This window comes from Microbacterium sp. CCNWLW41, assembly GCF_037083505.1.
The window spans coordinates 111,209-127,991 of record NZ_JBAOJP010000004.1 but is presented as its reverse complement, the minus strand read 5'-3'; the positions used below and the strand labels follow the sequence as shown (position 1 = coordinate 127,991).

Genomic DNA, 16,783 nt, shown 5'->3' with positions numbered 1-16,783 from the left:
CGGACCGACGCCCCGAGACGCCGAAGGCCCCGAGCGATCGGGACCTTCGGCGTCTTCGAGCGCAGCGGCGGTCAGAACCAGGAGCTCTCGCGGATCTGGCGCATCGCGAGGCGACGGGTGTCCGGGTCGAGTCGCGAGACGTACACGCGTCCGTCCAGGTGATCGGTCTCGTGCTGCAGTGCCTGGGCGAGCAGCCCCTCTCCCTCGAGCACGACCGGCTCGCCGTCGAGGTCGATGCCCTCCACCCGCGCCCACGGGTGTCGCAGGGCGTCGTGCCACAGCCCCGGGACCGACAGGCACCCCTCGCCGGTGGGCACGGGCTCGCCGCGCACCTCGACGAGCACCGGGTTCAGGACGTACCCGACGTCGCCGTCGATGTTGTAGCTGAAGGCGCGCAGCGCCACCCCGATCTGGGGTGCGGCGACGCCGGCCCGCCCCGGAAGCTGCACCGTGTCGACCAGATCCGAGACGAGGGCGCGCACGCCGTCGTCGATCTGCTCGATCGGCGCGCACACGGTGCGCAGGACGGGGTCGCCGAACAGGCGGATCTCACGGACGGCCATCAGGCGACCTGCGCCCGGAGGCCCTCGACGACCAGCGCGGCCAGCTCGCGCGCGGCCTGCCGCGTCTGCGGCTGGAGCCCGCCGTAGTTGATGGCGCTCCCCGAGGCGATCTGCGGGTCGTACGGGATGCGGACGACGTGCCGCACCCGCGTGCCGAAGTGGGACTCCAGCTCCTCCAGGCGCACCAGCGGCGCGCCGGGCGTCGACTGGTTGAGGACGACCACGGCGTCGCGGACCTTGTCCGCATAGCCGTTCGTCTCCAGCCACGTGAGGGTCTCGGAGGCGAGTCGTGCCTCGTCGACGCTGAGCCCGGCGACGACGACGAGGGTGTCGGCGTGGTCCAGCGTCGCCCCCATCACCGAGTGGACGATGCCGGTCCCGGTGTCGGTCAGCACCAGCGAGTAGTAGTGGGCCGCGACCGAGGCGACCTGTTCGTAGTCGGTGTCGCTGAACGCCTCGGACACCCGCGGGTCGGTGTCGGACGCGAGCACGTCCAAGCGGGTCTCGTCGCGGGAGACGACCGCCGAGATGTCGTGGTATCCGGTCACGCGGTCGTGGATCCGCACGAGATCGCGCACCGTCTTGCCGTTGGTGCGGGCGATCCGGTCCGCGAGCGTGCCGCGATCGGGGTTGGCGTCGACGGCGATCACCCGGTCGTCCCGGGCATCGGCCAGCGCCATGCCGAGCAGCGCCGTGACGGTGGTCTTCCCGACCCCGCCCTTCCGCGACAGCACCGGCACGAAGCGAGCGCCGCCCGACAGCGGCGCGGAGATGCGTGCGGACAGCGCCTTGCGCTCGCGCGCCCGGCGGCCGTCGCCGAGGTTGATGAGCTTGCCGGAGACGCGGTACACGAAGTGGTTCCACGCCCCCTCGGGCTCCGGCTTCGCGATCTGATGGGGGTCCAGCAGGCGGTCCGCGGTCAGCAGGTCGGCGCTCTCACGCTTCTGCTCGCCGAGCTCGCCCAGGCGCTTCGACGTCGGTGCGGCCCCGCCGTGCTGCGGCGTCCGTCCGGCCGCGGACGGCGATACGGGTTCCTCCTCGTGCGTGGGCACCGGCGGCTCCTCCTCGCTCGGGGTCGTCGCCGGAGCAGCGACGGCCGGGGCGGCGGACCGGGCACGCCGCGCCGCCGGAGCGGCCGGGGCGGGAACGGCAAGCTCGGCGGGTGTCGGTGCCGGCTCCGCCTCGACCGGTTCCGCGATCGCCTCGGGCTCCGCGACGGGCTCGGACGCGGGCGCGGTGTCGGACTCGGGCTCGGCCTCGGCGTCCGGCTCGTCCGTCTCGGCGACGACGGTCTCCGGCTCAGCCTCAGCCTCGGCCTCGACGTCCACCTCGGCCTCGGCGTCCACCGTCTCCTCCGGCGTCGCGAGCGTGGCCGGGGCATCCGGATGCGCATCCGTCGCCGCGGCCAGGAGGGTGGACTCCTCGGCGGCGCCTTCCGGATCCTCGACCGGTTCCGCATCCGCCTCCGCGTCCTGGGGCGTCGCCGCGTCGCTCTCCGCGTCGGCGTCGTCCTCCTCCGCCTTCACGTCCCGCTCGTCCACGGCGTCCGCCCCGAGGTCGGCGAGAGGCTCTGCCTCGACCTCGTCCTCGGCGTCGTCGGCTCCAGCCGGTGCGGTCGACTCCTCCTGCGCGTCGTCCTCGATGGTCTCGTCGACGACCGCGGAGACCTCGTCCTCGGGCCCCTCATCGGCCAGGACCTCGTCTTCAGCGTCCTCCTTCGCCGGGGCCTCCCCCTCCGCTACAACCTCGTCCGCGGGCTCCTCGTCGGCCGGGGTCCCGTGCGCGGGCTCCTCCTCCGCCAGGGCCTCGCCCTCGACGGCCTCCTCGACCTCGGCCGTAGCGTCCTCGGCCTCGTCGGCCGTCTCCACGACCGGCACCGCCTCGGCGGGGAGCTCGATCACGATGTCCGCGATGTCGGAGTCCTCGTGGATGCGTCCGATGGCGCCCGGCTCAGGCACCAGGGCCGCCGGGTCCTCCTCGATCAGGAGCTCGACGTACGGATCGTCGTCGACGACGTCGTCGTCGGCGAGGTCGTCGTCCTCGTCCACCGGAAGGTTCACCGGGACCTGGGCGGTGACGCCCAGGATCCCGATGGCGGTCGTGTCGACCGCGCCCGCGTCGTCGAGGACGCCGAGGACGTCGTCCTCGTCTTCCTTCTTCGGCGTTCTGCGATCTGTGGTCATGGTAGGTGCTCCCCGGAAAGTCTTGTGCGAGCGTGTCGCCCGCACAAGGTTAGTGCGCGGGTCGGATGACGACCAAAAGGTCGCCCGCCTCCACCTGCTGGGTCTGCGCGATCGCGATCCGCTCCACCACACCCTCGACGGGGGCTGTGATGGCCGCCTCCATCTTCATGGCCTCGATGGAGGCGACGGGCTCACCCGCCCGCACGCTCGCCCCTGCCTCGCACTTGACGGTGACCACGCCGGAGAACGGGGCCGCCACCTGCCCGGGGACCGACGTGTCCGCCTTCTCGACCTCGTGCGCGTCCACGACGATCGACCGGTCCCGGACGAACACGGGGCGCAGCTGCCCGTTGAGCGTCGTCATGACGGTGCGCATCCCCTTCTCGTCCGCCTCGCCGATCGCCTCCAGGCCGACGTAGAGCTGCACGCCCTTGTCGATCTCGACGAGATGCTCCTGGCCGGGGACCAGGCCGTACAGGTAGTCCGCAGTGTCCAGGACGGACAGGTCGCCGAACAGCTCCCGCACCTGGGCGAGGTCACGGGTCGGCGCGGGGAAGAGCAGCCGGTTGAGGATCTGGCGCCGGGTCGTGGCGTCCGCGCCCAGCGCCGCCGCGTCCTCGTCCGAGATGTCGGTGATGCCGACCGGCACGGTGCGACCGGCGAGGACCTTCGTGCGGAAGGGCTCGGGCCACCCGCCCGGCAGGTCACCGAGCTCGCCGGCCATGAAGCCGACGACCGAGTCGGGCACGTCGTAGCGCTCCGGGTTGGCGGCGAAGTCCGCCGGATCCGCGCGCACCGCCGCGAGATGCAGTGCGAGATCGCCCACGACCTTGGAGGACGGCGTCACCTTCGGGACGCGGCCGAGGATCGCATCGGCCGCCGCGTACATGTCCTCGATCAGCTCGAAGTCGTTCTCGAGCCCGAGCGCCTTGGCCTGCTGACGCAGATTGGAGAGCTGGCCGCCGGGGATCTCGTGGTGGTACACGCGCCCGGTCGGGCCGGGCAGGCCCGCCTCGAACGGCGCGTACTGGTGCCGGACCGCCTCCCAGTACGGCTCCAGATCCGACACGGCCGCCAGCGACAGTCCGGTGTCGCGCTCCGTGTGCGCGAGCGCGGCGACGAGGGCGGACAGCGAGGGCTGACTGGTCGTGCCGGACAGCGGAGCGGACGCGGCGTCCACGGCGTCGACGCCGGCCGCGCTGGCGGCCAGGAGCGTCGCGAGCTGGCCACCAGGGGTGTCGTGCGTGTGCAGGTGCACCGGCAGCTCGAAGCGGTCGCGCAGCGCGGAGACCAGGCGCGCGGCCGCCGCCGGTCGCAGGAGTCCCGCCATGTCCTTGATCGCGAGCACGTGGGCGCCGGCCTCGACGATGTCGTCCGCGAGGCGCAGGTAGTAGTCCAGCGTGTAGAGGCTCTCGGCGGGGTCCATCAGATCGCCGGTGTAGCAGAGGGCGACCTCGGCGACCGTGGTCCCGGTGGCACGGACGGCGTCGATCGCGGGCCGCATCTGAGAGACGTCGTTGAGCGCGTCGAAGATGCGGAACACGTCGATCCCCGATGCCGCGGCCTCCTGGACGAACGCCTCGGTCACGGCCGTCGGGTAGGGGGTGTACCCGACGGTGTTGCGGCCGCGCAGCAGCATCTGGATCGCCACGTTCGGCAGCGCCGCGCGGAGCTTGTCCAGACGCTCCCACGGGTCCTCGCCGAGGAAGCGCAGCGCCACGTCGTACGTCGCCCCGCCCCACGCCTCGACCGACAGCAGCTCCGGCGTCAGCCGTGCCAGGTAGGGCGCCGCCGCGACGAGGTCGCGCGTGCGCACGCGCGTCGCGAGCAGCGACTGGTGCGCGTCGCGGAAGGTCGTGTCCGTGACCGCCACGCCGCTCTGCGCACGCAGCGCCCGGGCGAACCCTTCCGGGCCGAGCTCGAGGAGACGCTGGCGCGATCCCGGCGCGGGTTCGGCCGCCAGATCGGTCTCGGGGAGCTTCAGACGGGGGTCCGCGTGACCGGGGTGCTCGCCGTTCGGCTTGTTGACGGTGACGTCGACGAGCCAGTTGAGGATCTTGGTGCCGCGGTCCTTCGACACCCGGCCCTGCAGCAGCTCCGGGCGCTCGTCGATGAAAGAGGTGCTGATGTCCCCCGCGACGAACGAGGGGTCATCCAGGAGCGCCTGCAGGAACGGGATGTTGGTCGACACGCCGCGGATGCGGAACTCGGCCAGCGCGCGGCGTGCCCGGGCCACGGCGGCGGGGAAGTCCCGGCCCCGGCAGGTCAGCTTGGAGAGCATCGAGTCGAAGTGCGGGCTGATCTGCGCGCCCTGGTGCACCGTGCCGCCGTCGAGACGGATCCCCGCTCCGCCGGGCGAACGGTAGGTCGTGATCTTGCCCGTGTCGGGGCGGAACCCCTGCGTGGGGTCCTCCGTCGTGATGCGGCACTGCAGCGCGGCGCCGCGCTGGCGGATCTCGTCCTGTCGCAGCCCGAGGTCGGCGAGGGTCTCCCCCGCGGCGATGCGGAGCTGGGTCTGCACGAGGTCGACGTCGGTGATCTCCTCGGTGACGGTGTGCTCGACCTGGATGCGCGGGTTCATCTCGATGAAGACGACCTCGCCCGCCCGGTCGCCGGCGGTCTCCAGCAGGAACTCCACGGTCCCCGCGTTCTCGTATCCGATCGAGCGGGCGAAGGCGACCGCGTAGCCGTGCAGGGCGGAGCGGGTCTCGTCGTCGAGGTTCGGCGCCGGGGCGATCTCGACGACCTTCTGATGGCGTCGCTGCACCGAGCAGTCCCGCTCGAACAGATGGACGGTCTCACCGGTCTTGTCCGCCAGCACCTGCACCTCGATGTGGCGAGGGCGCACGACGGCCTGCTCCAGGAACATCCGCGGGTCTCCGAAGGCGCTCTCGGCCTCGCGCATCGCCTCGGCCAGGGCCGGCGCCAGCTCCCCCATGGTCTCGACGCGCCGCATGCCGCGCCCGCCCCCGCCAGCGACCGCCTTCGCGAACAGCGGGAAACCGATCCCCTCGGCCTGCGCCACGAGGGCCTCGACGTCGTCCGACGCCTCGGTCGAGCGCAGCACCGGGACCCCGGCCTCGATCGCGTGCCGCTTCGCCTCGACCTTGTTCCCCGCCATCTCCAGGACGGCGGCGGGCGGACCGATGAACACGATGCCGTTGTCCGCGGCCTTCGCCGCGAGTTCGGGGTTCTCCGACAGGAACCCGTAGCCGGGATAGATCGCGTCCGCTCCGCTCTCCACGGCCACGCGGATGATCTCGTCCACGTCGAGGTAGGCACGGACCGGGTGCCCGCGCTCCCCGATCTCATACGCCTCGTCGGCCTTCAGCCGGTGGAGGGATCCGCGGTCCTCGTGCGGGAACACCGCGACCGTGCGCGCCCCCGCCTCGAATGCCGCTCGGAAGGCCCGGATCGCGATCTCACCGCGATTGGCCACAAGGATCTTCTGGAACATGCGCACCTCGTGTGCTCGATGCGCGCACGGAAAGCGCGCGCATGGGCGGGGCTGAGTGTTTCCCCAGCCTAGGGGACGGTAACGTGGTCTCCGTGCACGTACTCAGCGTCAGCTCTCTCAAGGGAGGCGTCGGCAAGACGACGGTGACCCTCGGACTCGCCTCGGCGGCCTTCGCCCGCGGCATCCGCACCCTCGTCGTCGACCTCGACCCGCAGTCCGACGTGTCCACCGGGATGGACATCCAGGTCGCCGGCCGGCTCAACATCGCCGACGTCCTGGCCAACCCCAAGGAGAAGGTCGTCCGCCAGGCGATCACGTCCAGCGGATGGGCGAAGGTGCACCCGGGGACCATCGACGTCCTCATCGGGAGCCCCTCGGCGATCAACTACGACGGTCCGCACCCGAGCGTGCGAGACGTGTGGAAGCTCGAGGAGGCCCTCGCGTCCGTCGAGGCCGACTACGACCTCGTGCTCATCGACTGCGCCCCGTCGCTGAACGCGCTGACCCGCACCGCCTGGGCCGCGAGCGACCGGGTCATGGTCGTCACCGAGCCGGGTCTGTTCTCGGTGGCCGCCGCGGACCGCGCCCTGCGCGCGATCGAGGAGATCCGGCGAGGGCTCTCCCCCCGGCTGCAGCCGCTGGGCATCGTCGTGAACCGCGTGCGTCCGCAGTCCATCGAGCACCAGTTCCGCATCAAGGAGCTGCGCGACATGTTCGGCCCCCTCGTGCTCAGCCCCCAGCTTCCCGAACGCACATCGCTGCAGCAGGCGCAGGGCGCGGCCAAGCCGCTGCACATCTGGCCCGGCGACTCGGCGCAGGAGCTCGCCGCGGACTTCGACACGCTGCTGGACCGCATCATCCGTACGGGCCGGATCCCCGTGCCCGAGACGACGCGCCCCTGACCGGCGCGAACGCCGCCAGGAACACAGAAAGAGCCGGTCCCGCGGGACCGGCTCTTCTCGTCGGGAGTAGGACCGAGGTCAGGCCGTACGGCGCGCGCGGCGCGCGGCGAGCTCGTCGACCGCATCGGGAACCGCCGGATCGAAGGCCACGAGTGTGGACTCGACCTCGCGCAGCACCTTGCCGACGGCGATGCCGAAGACGCCCTGCCCGCGGCTGACGAGGTCGATCACCTCGTCGTTCGAGGTGCAGAGATACACCGAGGCACCGTCGCTCATGAGCGTGGTGCCGGAGAGGTTGCGGATGCCCGCGGCGCGCAGCTGCTCCACCGCCGTGCGGATCTGCTGCAGCGAGATCCCGGTGTCCAGCAGGCTCTTCACGAGCTTGAGCACCAGGATGTCCCGGAAGCCGTACAGGCGCTGCGAGCCGGACCCGCTCGCGCTGCGGACGGTGGGGACGACGAGCTCCGTGCGCGCCCAGTAGTCCAGCTGGCGGTAGGTGATCCCCGCCGCCCGCGCGGCGACGGCACCGCGGTAGCCCACCTCGTCGTCCATGGCGGGAAGACCGTCGGTGAAGAGGAGCTCGTCCCCGAATGACGGATCGTCACGACGCTCGTCGGCGCTCATGCCCATCCCCTCCTCAAGAAGTCGATACCTCCACGCTAGAGCAGTGCCCGACCCCGGACAATGACATCCGGCGCAGCGCGAAGGTGTGTCGCAACCAGTTCGTTACGACAGCAACCGCGCCAGCGCGTCCGTGACGAGGATCGTGCGGACGTCGTCGAGTCTGGCCGCCAGCTCGGGGGCGATCTCCCCCGCTTTTCCGCGCGAGGCGGCGTCCGTGCGGCGCAGCAGCGTCGTCAGCGCGGACTGCACGAGAGCGACGTCGCGTTCCGCGCTCTGACGGAGAGGCCGGAGATGACGCGGCTCGATTCCGTGGCGGTCCAGGGCGACGAGCGCTCGCAGCAGCGCCACTGCGTTCTCGGGGAACGTGTCGGCCGGCGCGATCATGCCGCCGGAGATGGCGTCATTGAGGAGCTGCGTCGACGCGCCGGTCGCCGCGAGGAGCTCCTCACGGCGATAGCGGCGCGGACTCGCCACGATCGAGACCGGCAGCTCGGCGCCGGAGGCCACGCCGCCCGCGTCCATCGCATCGAGGTGCTCACGGATGACGTCCAGCGGCAGGTAGCGGTCGCGCTGCAGCGTGAGCGCCAGCCGCAGCCGCTCCAGATCCGACGGCGAGAACTTCCGGTACCCCGACTCCGTGCGGGCCGGGGACACGATGCCCTCGCTCTCGAGGTAGCGCAGCTTGCTGGCGGTCAGCTTGGGGAACTCGGGGGCGAGCCGTGCGAGCACCTGACCAATGCTCAGCAGGCCCGTGGGCGCGGAGCGCTCACGGGCGGACGACGACGCCATCAGTCGTTCGCCACCGCGACGTCGACGGGCGAGAGGAAGAAGTTCAGACGGAACTTGCCGACGCGCAGCTCGAAGCCGTTCCCGAGCGGGCTGCGATCGACCCGTTCCCCGTTGACGTAGGTCCCGTTGAGGGAGCGCTGGTCGACGATCTCGAACGCCGTGCCCGTGCGGATGACCTCCGCGTGACGGCGCGAGACCGTGACGTCGTCGAAGAAGATGTCCGCCTCGGGGTGACGGCCGATCGTCGTCACGTCGGTGTCGAGGAGGTAGCGGGCGCCGGCGAGGGCTCCCGAGCGGACCAGCAGCAGCGCCGACCCCGAAGGGAGCGCGGCGATCGCGGACTGCTCGACCTCGGTCAGCTCGGCGGCGAAGGGCACGAAGGAGAGATCGGAATCGTGCCCGAACGTCTGCGTGGTGTCGTTCTGTCCGTCGGCACCGCGTCGGATGGCGGATGCGCCGTCCGGGTTCTCGTTCTGTGACACGATCGTCCTCCCTCTGGCTCCCCAGACTATCGGATGCGAAGGGCGCTGCGGGAGGCGGATCCGCGCGAGGGACACCGCGATAGGCTGGAGCCATGCCACATTACGATGTCGTCATCCTCGGCGCGGGCCCTGGCGGCTACGTCGCCGCCGTCCGCAGCGCTCAGCTCGGACTGTCCACCGCCATCATCGAGGAGAAGTACTGGGGCGGTGTCTGCCTCAACGTCGGCTGCATCCCCTCGAAGTCGCTCCTGAAGAACGCGGAGATCGCGCACACCTTCACGCACAAGGCCGAGTTCTTCGGCATCTCCGGCGATGTGCACTTCGACTTCGGCGCCGCGTTCGACCGCAGCCGGAAGGTGGCGGAGACGCACGTCAAGGGCATCCACTTCCTGATGAAGAAGAACAAGGTCACCGAGTACGAAGGACGCGGCACCTTCACCGGCCCGAAGGCGATCTCGGTCGCCAAGGCGGACGGCACGACCGAAGAGGTCACGTTCGACAACGTCATCATCGCGACCGGCTCGACGGTCCGTCTGCTGCCCGGCGTGCAGCTCAGCGACAACGTCGTCACCTTCGAGGAGCAGATCCTCACGCGCGACCTGCCCGAGTCGATCGTCATCGTCGGCGCCGGCGCCATCGGCATGGAGTTCGGCTACGTGCTGGCGAACTACGGCGTGAAGGTCACGATCATCGAGTTCCTCGACCGCGCCCTCCCCAACGAGGACGCCGAGGTCTCCAAGGAGATCCAGAAGCAGTACAAGAAGCTGGGCATCGAGATCCTCACCTCGACCGCGGTGAAGACCGTCACCGACAACGGCTCCTCGGTGCACGTCACCTACGAGACGCGCGACGGCCAGCCCGGCGAGATCACCGCCGGCAAGGTGCTCATGTCCGTCGGGTTCGCGCCGCGGGTGGAGGGCTACGGCCTGGAGAACACCGGCGTGAAGCTGACGGAGCGCGGGGCGATCGACATCGACGACCACATGCGCACCAACGTCGAGGGCATCTACGCCATCGGCGACGTGACCGCGAAGCTGCAGCTGGCCCACGTGGCCGAGGCCCAGGCCGTCGTCGCCGCCGAGACCATCGGCAAGGCCGAGACCATGACGCTCGGCGACTACCGCATGATGCCCCGCGCCACCTTCTGCCAGCCCCAGGTCGCCAGCTTCGGCCTCACCGAGGAGCAGGCGAAGGCCGAAGGCCGCGAGATCAAGGTCGCGAAGTTCCCGTTCAGCGCGAACGGCAAGGCCAACGGCCTCGGCGAGCCGGTGGGCTTCGTCAAGCTGATCGCCGACGCCGAGCACCTCGAGCTCATCGGCGGCCACCTCATCGGGCCGGACGTCTCCGAGCTCCTGCCCGAGCTGACCCTGGCCCAGAAGTGGGACCTGACCGCGCTCGAGGCGGCCCGCAACGTGCACACGCACCCGACGCTGTCCGAGGCGCTGCAGGAGGCGTTCCACGGCCTCGCCGGTCACATGATCAACCTCTGAGCTCTGCCGGGTACTCGAGACCCCCTCTCCCCGCCGAAACCCCCTCTGGGACGCGCGGCGGAGAGGGGGTCTCGTCGGTGGAAGGGGGTTTCGCGTCGAGCGAGGGATCGGTCAGGCGCCGCGCATGGTGACGAGGTCCGCCGTCCGCTCACGCAGCGGCGGCGAGCCGAGCACCCGGAGAAGAGTCTCCCGCGCGGGAACGGCGAGCCCGGAGACCGGGCGTCCCATGGCCATGTAGAACGCGGCGCGGCGCTGCGCCCGGACCGCAGCCCGCTGCCGGGCCCGGGCGTACTCCCGGAGCCCCTCGGCCGGGCGTGCGTCCCCCGTTCCGCGCCTCCGCGCGGCGAGAAGCACGGGGGCGAGCGCGCGAGCGTCGGCCCAGCCCAGGTTCATCCCCTGCCCTCCGATCGGGCTCGTCTCGTGCGCGGCGTCGCCCAGGAGGACGATCCGACCGGACCACAGCGGATCGGCGCGATGCTGAGCCGCCAGGAACACCGCGGGGCGGGCGTCCTCCGGGATCGCCGGGGCCGCACCGAGGCGGCGCGCGACCTCGTCCCGGAACGACGCGGCCGTGGGCCCCGGCCGACCCCCGCGGCTCCGGAGGACCCAGCGGCGACGGCCGCCCGGAAGCGGGAAGGACTCGACGAGCCCTCCGGGTTCGCAGTGCAGCCGCGCCACGCGGTCCGGCGCCGGATCCGCCACGTCCACCATCGCGTACCAGGCCCGGCCCCGCCGTGGTCGCCACCTCGTCCCCATCGCGTCCCTGATGGCGCTGCGGACCCCGTCCGCGGCCACCAGGAACGCCGCGGACTCCTCTCGCTCCCCCGCCGCATCGGTCAGCCGCACGCGGACGTCGGCGCCGGTGTCCGCCACCGCGGTCACTTCGCATCCCTCGCGCAGCCCGACGCCGCTCGACGCCAGACCATCGCGCAGCACCGCGTCGGTGCGCTCCTGGGCCAGGGTCAGCACTGACCGGTGCCCGCCGAACGACACCGCGGCGAGCACCCGCCCGCGCGAGTGCACCTCGCCCCGGTCCAACGCGAGCGCCTCGGCCCGCACGGCGTCTCCGCACCCCGCCGCGTCCAACGCGGCGAGGCCGGGAGGATGGATCCCGATCGCGCGGGAACGGGCGTCGGGTCCGCGCCTGCGCTCGCACACGAGCACGTCCGCCCCGTCGCGCGCGAGCAGCCGGGCCAGGAGAAGCCCCACCGGCCCGGCCCCGACGACGATCACGTCATGGGTCACGGGGTCCCGCCTCCGTGCGCAGCTCCAGGCGGGCGGGGAGGCGTCGCCGCACGTGCCACCCGGGAGGGGCCACCGCCCGCAGCTCGGCCGCCGTGTAGGAGCGTCGGATGCTCAGAAGCCCGTCCTCCCGGATGAACGATCCCGACAGGACGCCGCCCTCCAGAGGACGCGTCGCGGCGGCGAACAGCGCGTACGCGGGCCGACTGCGGGCGATGTCGTGGTGGAGCGCCACGCCTCCGCCGCGGATCAGGTGTCGGGAGTCGTTCAGGAGGCCCTGCACCTCGTCGGTCGAGAGGTGGTGCAGGAGGTGATTCGACAGCACCACGTCGTAGGCGTCCCCCTCCCGCACGAGATCGCGGGTCGTGCCGCAGCGGTACTGCACGCCGGCGCCGTCGTCGTGCGCGGACGCCCAGGCCGTGGCCCGGTCGTCCGGGTCGAGAGCCGTGACGACGGCCTCGAGTCCCTCCCGACGCAAGCGCGCCGCGATCGCGCGGCACCGGTCGCCGCCGCCGGACCCGACGTCGAGGATGCGGACCGGCCCCCGTCGTGCGCGGGGCCGGATCTCGCGGCGATGGAGCCCCCGCCACCCGGACACGACGGCGTTCACGAGCGGGAACAGTGCGTACGTGCGCTCCAAAGCCCGCGGATCGGCGTGCGGGTCGTCCATCCGCTCCCGCACGTCGATCGCACGCCGGGACAGGTCAGGCCCCATGCGTGCCGGCGACCACCGTGAACAGGGCGCTCTCGGCCGTCAACCCCGGTCCGAAGGCCATCGCCATCGTCCGCTCTCCGTCTCGCGCGTCCTCCTCCTCCAGGATGCGACGGAGGACGAACAGCACGGTCGCGCTGGACATGTTCCCGTAGCGCCGGAGGGTCTCCCTCGCGGGGCCGAGCTGGCGGTCGCTCAGACGCATCCGCTCCTGCACCCGGTCCAGGATGCTGCGCCCGCCCGGATGGATCGCCCAGTGCGTGACCGCTGCTCCAAGCCCGTCTCGTTCCGCGGCCTCGGTCACCGCCGCGTCCCTCTCCCACAGCGGGCGCAGCGCCGCTTCGATGTTCTCGCCGATGAGCTGCGGGACGGCGGTGGAGAGGACCATCTCGAACCCGGTGTCCCCGATCGTCCAGGCCATGTCCTTCTTGCCCTCCGGGACCAGGGCGGTGTGGAACCCGTCCACCCGGAACCCCGCCAGACCGGCCTCCGAGGGACGCGCGGTCACGATGCCCGCCGCCGCACCGTCGGCGAACAGCGACGAGGCGACGATCGTGTCGGGATCCGACGAGGAGCGCAGGTGCAGGGTGCACAGCTCGACGCTGACCACGAGCACGACCGCCTCCGGATCCGCCGCACAGAACTGGGCCGCCGCGCGCAGCGCCGGAATGGATGCATAACAGCCCATGAACCCGAGGTGATAGCGCTGGACGTGATCCCCCAGTCCCAGGGCCCTGACGATCTCGTAGTCCGGGCCGGGCGCGTGGAACCCGGTGCAGGACACGGTGACCACGTGCGTCACGTCCGCCGCCTCGATGTCCGGGTCCGCATCCAGCGCGGCCTGCGCGGCCCCGACGAAGAGCACGCGCGCCTCGCGCGCGTAGATGTCGTTGCGAACCATCGTCCCCGGCGACAGGAGCGCGCCCGACGCCCGGTCGTAGAAGAGCGGCGTCGGCTCTCCGCTCTCCGTCGACAGCTCGTCGAGCACGGTGTGCCGGGTCTCGATCCCGGACCCGTCGAACGACGCCGTCACGATTCGCTTCGCGAGTCGGCTCACGTCGGGTTGGGCGGCGAAGACGTCCCGGACCTCCTCTTGCTTCAGGATCGTGTGCGGCACGATCGTCCGCAGGGAACGCAGCACGGCGGGGCGGCTCATGGGGACACTCAAGCACGCCCGCGAGGGCCGCGACAGGGGGGTTGCGGAACCGGGCTCAGTGGCCCAACGCGCGTGCGAGCTTCGAATCCGAGGACGCCGCTCGTCCGCCCGCCGCATGCACGGCGCGCTCGACGGCGGCGAAGAAGGCCGTGCGCGCGGCCGGGTCCGTCGGGCCGGCCGGTCCCAGCTCGACCTCCCACTCACGCCAGGAGCGCTCGACGCCGCCGCGGACGTCCGTCGCGCGGACGCGATCGTCGACGAACTCGGCCACCACGCCCTCCGTGCCACGGAGCTGATAGGCAGTCCGGCTGTTCTCGATCCGGGCGAAGGGCAGAAGGGGCTCGGACGTCCACCGGGTCAGCGCCTCGCGGACCGCGGACGGCGGCTCCTCGTTCTCGCCGAGCGGCCAGCCGAGCTCGATCCGCGCGTCGCCGTCGCGGGGACCCTTGACGTGCCATCCCTCGTCGGGGCCGCCGGTCCGGCGGCGCACGGCGACTCCGGCCCGCGCGAGGGCGGCGTCGGCCGTGTCCAGGTAGCGCGCGTCCAGGGCCCGGCGCTCACCGGCGCCCACCTCGAGGACACCGGGCACCCCGGACCAGTCCGGCAGGGGCGTGTCCGCGTCGACGTCGTAGGTCCGCTCGACCTCGACCGTGCGCTGCGGCTCAGTCATCGCCGGGCGAGATGTCGCCCTCGGACTCGGTGTACCAGAAGCCGACCTCGGTGGGGCCGTCGCCCTGGCCGGTGTGGGTCGGCTCGGAACCGCGCCGGTAGATGATCTGCGTCTCGCTGTAGGGGACGATCAACGCATCCCGCTCGACGTCGTCGAGCGGGAGGATCTGCCCGTCGAGCGGGCCGCCGTGGAGTCGTGCGAGTGCCATCTGCTCACCATAGCCCTCCTCCTCGACATGTATGACCTCCTCTGGACGGATCCGCGCGTTTCGGCTCGCCGGCGACCGCACTGGGCGAGCGCCGTAGGTCGAAGTCCCCCTCACGACCGACGTTCACCGCGGAACGGGCTGCGCCTCATCCGACGCCGATGCCCAGGACGGCGCCGAGGATCATCCAGGGGCCGAAGGCGATGTGGGTGGAGCGGTCGGCCCGGCCGCTCGCCACCAGGGCCAGCGCATGCCCGGCCCCGAGCACGAAGGCCGCGGCGCCGCCGACGACCAGCGCGTCCCAGCCGTGCCAGCCGAGGACCAGCCCGATGACGGCGCCGAGCTTCACATCGCCCCCGCCCATGCCCTCGCGGCTCAGTATCCGCAGCGCCCCGTAGAACCCGCCCAGCAGGAGCATCCCGGCCGCGGCCCGCTCCGCCCGCGCACCGGGCGTCAGTGCCGCCTCGAGGATCACTGCCGCGAGCGCGCCGACCAACGTCGGCAGCACGAGGCGATCGGGCAGCCGATGCTCCTGGATGTCCACGACGAGCAGGCGCGCGGCGACGCCGAGCAGCGCAAGGTGCACGAGGACGACGATCAGGGCGTGGGAGTCCATCCGTGCAGGCTAGGAGAACCGCCGCGGCGACGCGGCGGCCCTGTGGAGAACTCCCGCTAGCGCCCCGGTGCGGGAAGGTCAATCCACTGCTCGCTGGGATGCGGAGCCCCTAGCGTCGCCGGGAGGAAGGGGCGGAATGACGGACACCGGACGGGGCGGACCGCATACGGCCGGGCGCATCCGCGTCGGCGTCTCCGGCTGGCGGTATCCGCGGTGGCGGGGCGACTTCTATCCTGCGGGGATGCCTCAGCGCCGGGAGCTGGCCTACATCGGCGAGCGCTTCTCCACCGTCGAGCTGAACGGGTCGTTCTACTCGCTGCAGCGCCCCGACAGCTATCTGCGGTGGCGCGACAGCGTGCCGGAGGGCTTCCTCTTCGCCGTCAAGGGGTCGCGCTACATCACCCACATGCTGCGCCTCCGGGACGCCGACACGGCTCTGGCCAACTTCTTCGCCTCCGGACCGCTGGCACTGGGGGAACGGCTCGGCCCGTTCCTCTGGCAGCTTCCGCAACGGCAGGTCTTCGACCCCGAGATCCTCGATGCGTTCCTGCGCGCGCTGCCGCGCAGCACGCACGAGGCCGTCGCCCTCGCCCGGCGGCACGACGCCCGCCTCGACGGGCGGACCTGGCTGGGCCCGGTCCCCGACGCACCGCTGCGCCACGCGCTCGAACCGCGCTCGCCCAGCTTCCACGACCCGCGCTGCGCCGATCTGCTGCGCCGCCATGGCGTCGCCTTCGCCCTCGCCGACACCGCGGGGCGCTGGCCGCGCTTCGACGCCCTCACGGCCGACTTCGGCTACGTGCGACTGCACGGCGCCCGTGAGCTCTACCACAGCGGGTATCGGGATGCCGAGCTTCGGGAGTGGGCCGACCTCACGCAAGGGTGGGCCGGAGGCGCGGGCGAAGGCGGACGCGAAGTCTTCGTCTACTTCGACAACGACGCGCGGGGCCACGCACCGCACGACGCGCTCGCTCTGGCCCGGCTCGTGGGCGATCGACCGGGGCCTGCCGACACGGGCCGGTGACCGGCGGCGGAGGTCACTCCGCGAGCTCGTCCGCCCTGCGCAGGTCGGCCACGAAGGAGCGGAAGGCCGCCCGACGCTCCTCGGCGTCCCTGCGGCGCAGGAGGCTCGCCGGGTGCACCGTCACCACCACGGGGATCGCCGGGTCGTCCGCAGCTTCCAGGACCTGGCCGCGGACCTCTCCGATGCGGACGCTGCGTCCCAGCACCGCCCTGGCCCCGGTGGCGCCGAGCGCGAGGATCGCCGATGGCCGGACGGCGGCGATCTCCGCCTCCAGCCAGGGGCGGCAGGCCGTGATGTGCCCGACGGCGGGCTTCTCGTGGATCCGGCGCTTGCCGCGGCGCTCGAACCGGAAGTGCTTGACCGCGTTCGTGAGGTAGAGAGACCGCGGGTCGATCCCGGCCTCCTCGATCGCGTCGTCCAGGACCCGGCCGGCGGGTCCGACGAAGGGCTCGCCGGCGAGATCCTCCCGGTCTCCCGGCTGTTCTCCCACCAGCATCAGCCGCGCACGGGCCGAGCCGCGCGAGAAGACGACCTGCGTCGCCTCCCGCCACAGCTCGCAGCCGCGACAGCCCGGCGCCTCCCGCCGCAGCTCATCGATGCCGCCGCCCCCGGGCACCCACCGCCGGGCGCCGCCGTTCCCGTCCCTGTCCGCCTGCCGCATCCCGGTT

General features: G+C 72.1%; 16 protein-coding genes. 3 read left to right on the top strand and 13 right to left on the bottom strand.

Features of this window, described 5'->3' with window-relative positions; translation table 11 throughout:
* Positions 1–71: 71 nt before the first annotated feature.
* From def to V6R91_RS15755, 3 genes are read right to left on the bottom strand one after another with little or no spacing between them, the layout of a single operon-like run.
* Positions 72–563, bottom strand: a complete 492-nt coding sequence (gene def / locus V6R91_RS15765; protein WP_336396043.1) for a peptide deformylase — start codon at positions 561–563, stop codon at positions 72–74.
* Positions 563–2,746 carry a MinD/ParA family ATP-binding protein gene (locus V6R91_RS36380; RefSeq protein ID WP_378819536.1) on the bottom strand — a complete coding sequence of 728 codons (2,184 nt, stop codon included), beginning with the start codon at positions 2,744–2,746 and terminating at the stop codon, positions 563–565. Before V6R91_RS36380 ends, def begins: the two co-directional genes overlap by 1 nt.
* A 49-nt stretch (positions 2,747–2,795) precedes the next feature.
* Positions 2,796–6,203, bottom strand: coding sequence for a pyruvate carboxylase (locus V6R91_RS15755; protein WP_336396042.1), 3,408 nt, complete (start codon positions 6,201–6,203; stop codon positions 2,796–2,798).
* Positions 6,204–6,295: 92 nt separating this feature from the next.
* Here V6R91_RS15755 and V6R91_RS15750 point away from each other — a divergent pair, with 92 nt between their 5' ends.
* Entirely contained in the window at positions 6,296–7,105 is an 810-nt protein-coding gene (locus tag V6R91_RS15750; protein WP_067243479.1) for a ParA family protein, read from the top strand.
* A 78-nt stretch (positions 7,106–7,183) separates the two neighbouring features.
* Here the strand turns inward: V6R91_RS15750 and V6R91_RS15745 are convergent, their stop codons facing one another.
* From V6R91_RS15745 to V6R91_RS15735, 3 genes are all read right to left on the bottom strand, one after another.
* The gene (locus tag V6R91_RS15745; protein ID WP_067243478.1) at positions 7,184–7,729 is read right to left on the bottom strand and encodes a MerR family transcriptional regulator; all 546 of its coding nucleotides are present in this window, start codon (positions 7,727–7,729) and stop codon (positions 7,184–7,186) included.
* A gap of 102 nt (positions 7,730–7,831) precedes the next feature.
* Positions 7,832–8,518, bottom strand: a complete 687-nt coding sequence (gene ftsR, locus V6R91_RS15740; protein ID WP_336396041.1) for a transcriptional regulator FtsR — start codon at positions 8,516–8,518, stop codon at positions 7,832–7,834.
* Complete coding sequence (locus tag V6R91_RS15735; protein ID WP_336396040.1) at positions 8,518–9,000, bottom strand: FHA domain-containing protein; 483 nt, start codon at positions 8,998–9,000, stop codon at positions 8,518–8,520. Before V6R91_RS15735 ends, ftsR begins: the two co-directional genes overlap by 1 nt.
* Before the next feature lie 92 nt (positions 9,001–9,092).
* On the opposite strand from V6R91_RS15735, the gene lpdA reads away from it, so the two are divergent.
* The gene (gene lpdA / locus V6R91_RS15730) at positions 9,093–10,490 is read left to right on the top strand and encodes a dihydrolipoyl dehydrogenase (RefSeq protein ID WP_067243473.1); all 1,398 of its coding nucleotides are present in this window, start codon (positions 9,093–9,095) and stop codon (positions 10,488–10,490) included.
* Between the two features lie 111 nt (positions 10,491–10,601).
* Here lpdA and V6R91_RS15725 read toward each other — a convergent pair whose 3' ends face one another.
* The 6 genes from V6R91_RS15725 to V6R91_RS15700 all read right to left on the bottom strand — a co-directional run bounded on the left by V6R91_RS15725 (position 10,602) and on the right by V6R91_RS15700 (position 15,091).
* Positions 10,602–11,735, bottom strand: a complete 1,134-nt coding sequence (locus V6R91_RS15725) for an FAD-dependent oxidoreductase (RefSeq protein WP_336396039.1) — start codon at positions 11,733–11,735, stop codon at positions 10,602–10,604.
* On the bottom strand, positions 11,725–12,447 hold the full coding sequence (locus tag V6R91_RS15720) for a methyltransferase domain-containing protein (RefSeq protein WP_336396038.1): 723 nt from the start codon (positions 12,445–12,447) through the stop codon (positions 11,725–11,727). Before V6R91_RS15720 ends, V6R91_RS15725 begins: the two co-directional genes overlap by 11 nt.
* On the bottom strand, positions 12,437–13,600 hold the full coding sequence (locus V6R91_RS15715; protein ID WP_336396037.1) for a type III polyketide synthase: 1,164 nt from the start codon (positions 13,598–13,600) through the stop codon (positions 12,437–12,439). Before V6R91_RS15715 ends, V6R91_RS15720 begins: the two co-directional genes overlap by 11 nt.
* Positions 13,601–13,655: 55 nt before the next feature.
* A complete protein-coding gene (locus tag V6R91_RS15710) occupies positions 13,656–14,270 on the bottom strand; it encodes a CYTH domain-containing protein (protein ID WP_336396036.1) in 615 nt (204 codons plus the stop codon).
* The gene (locus tag V6R91_RS15705) at positions 14,263–14,478 is read right to left on the bottom strand and encodes a response regulator (protein WP_067243469.1); all 216 of its coding nucleotides are present in this window, start codon (positions 14,476–14,478) and stop codon (positions 14,263–14,265) included. The genes V6R91_RS15710 and V6R91_RS15705 overlap by 8 nt, the downstream gene beginning before the upstream one ends.
* 145 nt (positions 14,479–14,623) lie before the next feature.
* Positions 14,624–15,091 carry an A24 family peptidase gene (locus tag V6R91_RS15700; protein ID WP_336396035.1) on the bottom strand — a complete coding sequence of 156 codons (468 nt, stop codon included), beginning with the start codon at positions 15,089–15,091 and terminating at the stop codon, positions 14,624–14,626.
* Positions 15,092–15,227: 136 nt separating this feature from the next.
* Here V6R91_RS15700 and V6R91_RS15695 point away from each other — a divergent pair, with 136 nt between their 5' ends.
* A complete protein-coding gene (locus V6R91_RS15695; protein WP_442928132.1) occupies positions 15,228–16,115 on the top strand; it encodes a DUF72 domain-containing protein in 888 nt (295 codons plus the stop codon).
* A gap of 13 nt (positions 16,116–16,128) precedes the next feature.
* Here the strand turns inward: V6R91_RS15695 and V6R91_RS15690 are convergent, their stop codons facing one another.
* The gene (locus V6R91_RS15690; RefSeq protein ID WP_336396033.1) at positions 16,129–16,776 is read right to left on the bottom strand and encodes a UdgX family uracil-DNA binding protein; all 648 of its coding nucleotides are present in this window, start codon (positions 16,774–16,776) and stop codon (positions 16,129–16,131) included.
* Positions 16,777–16,783 lie beyond the last annotated feature (7 nt).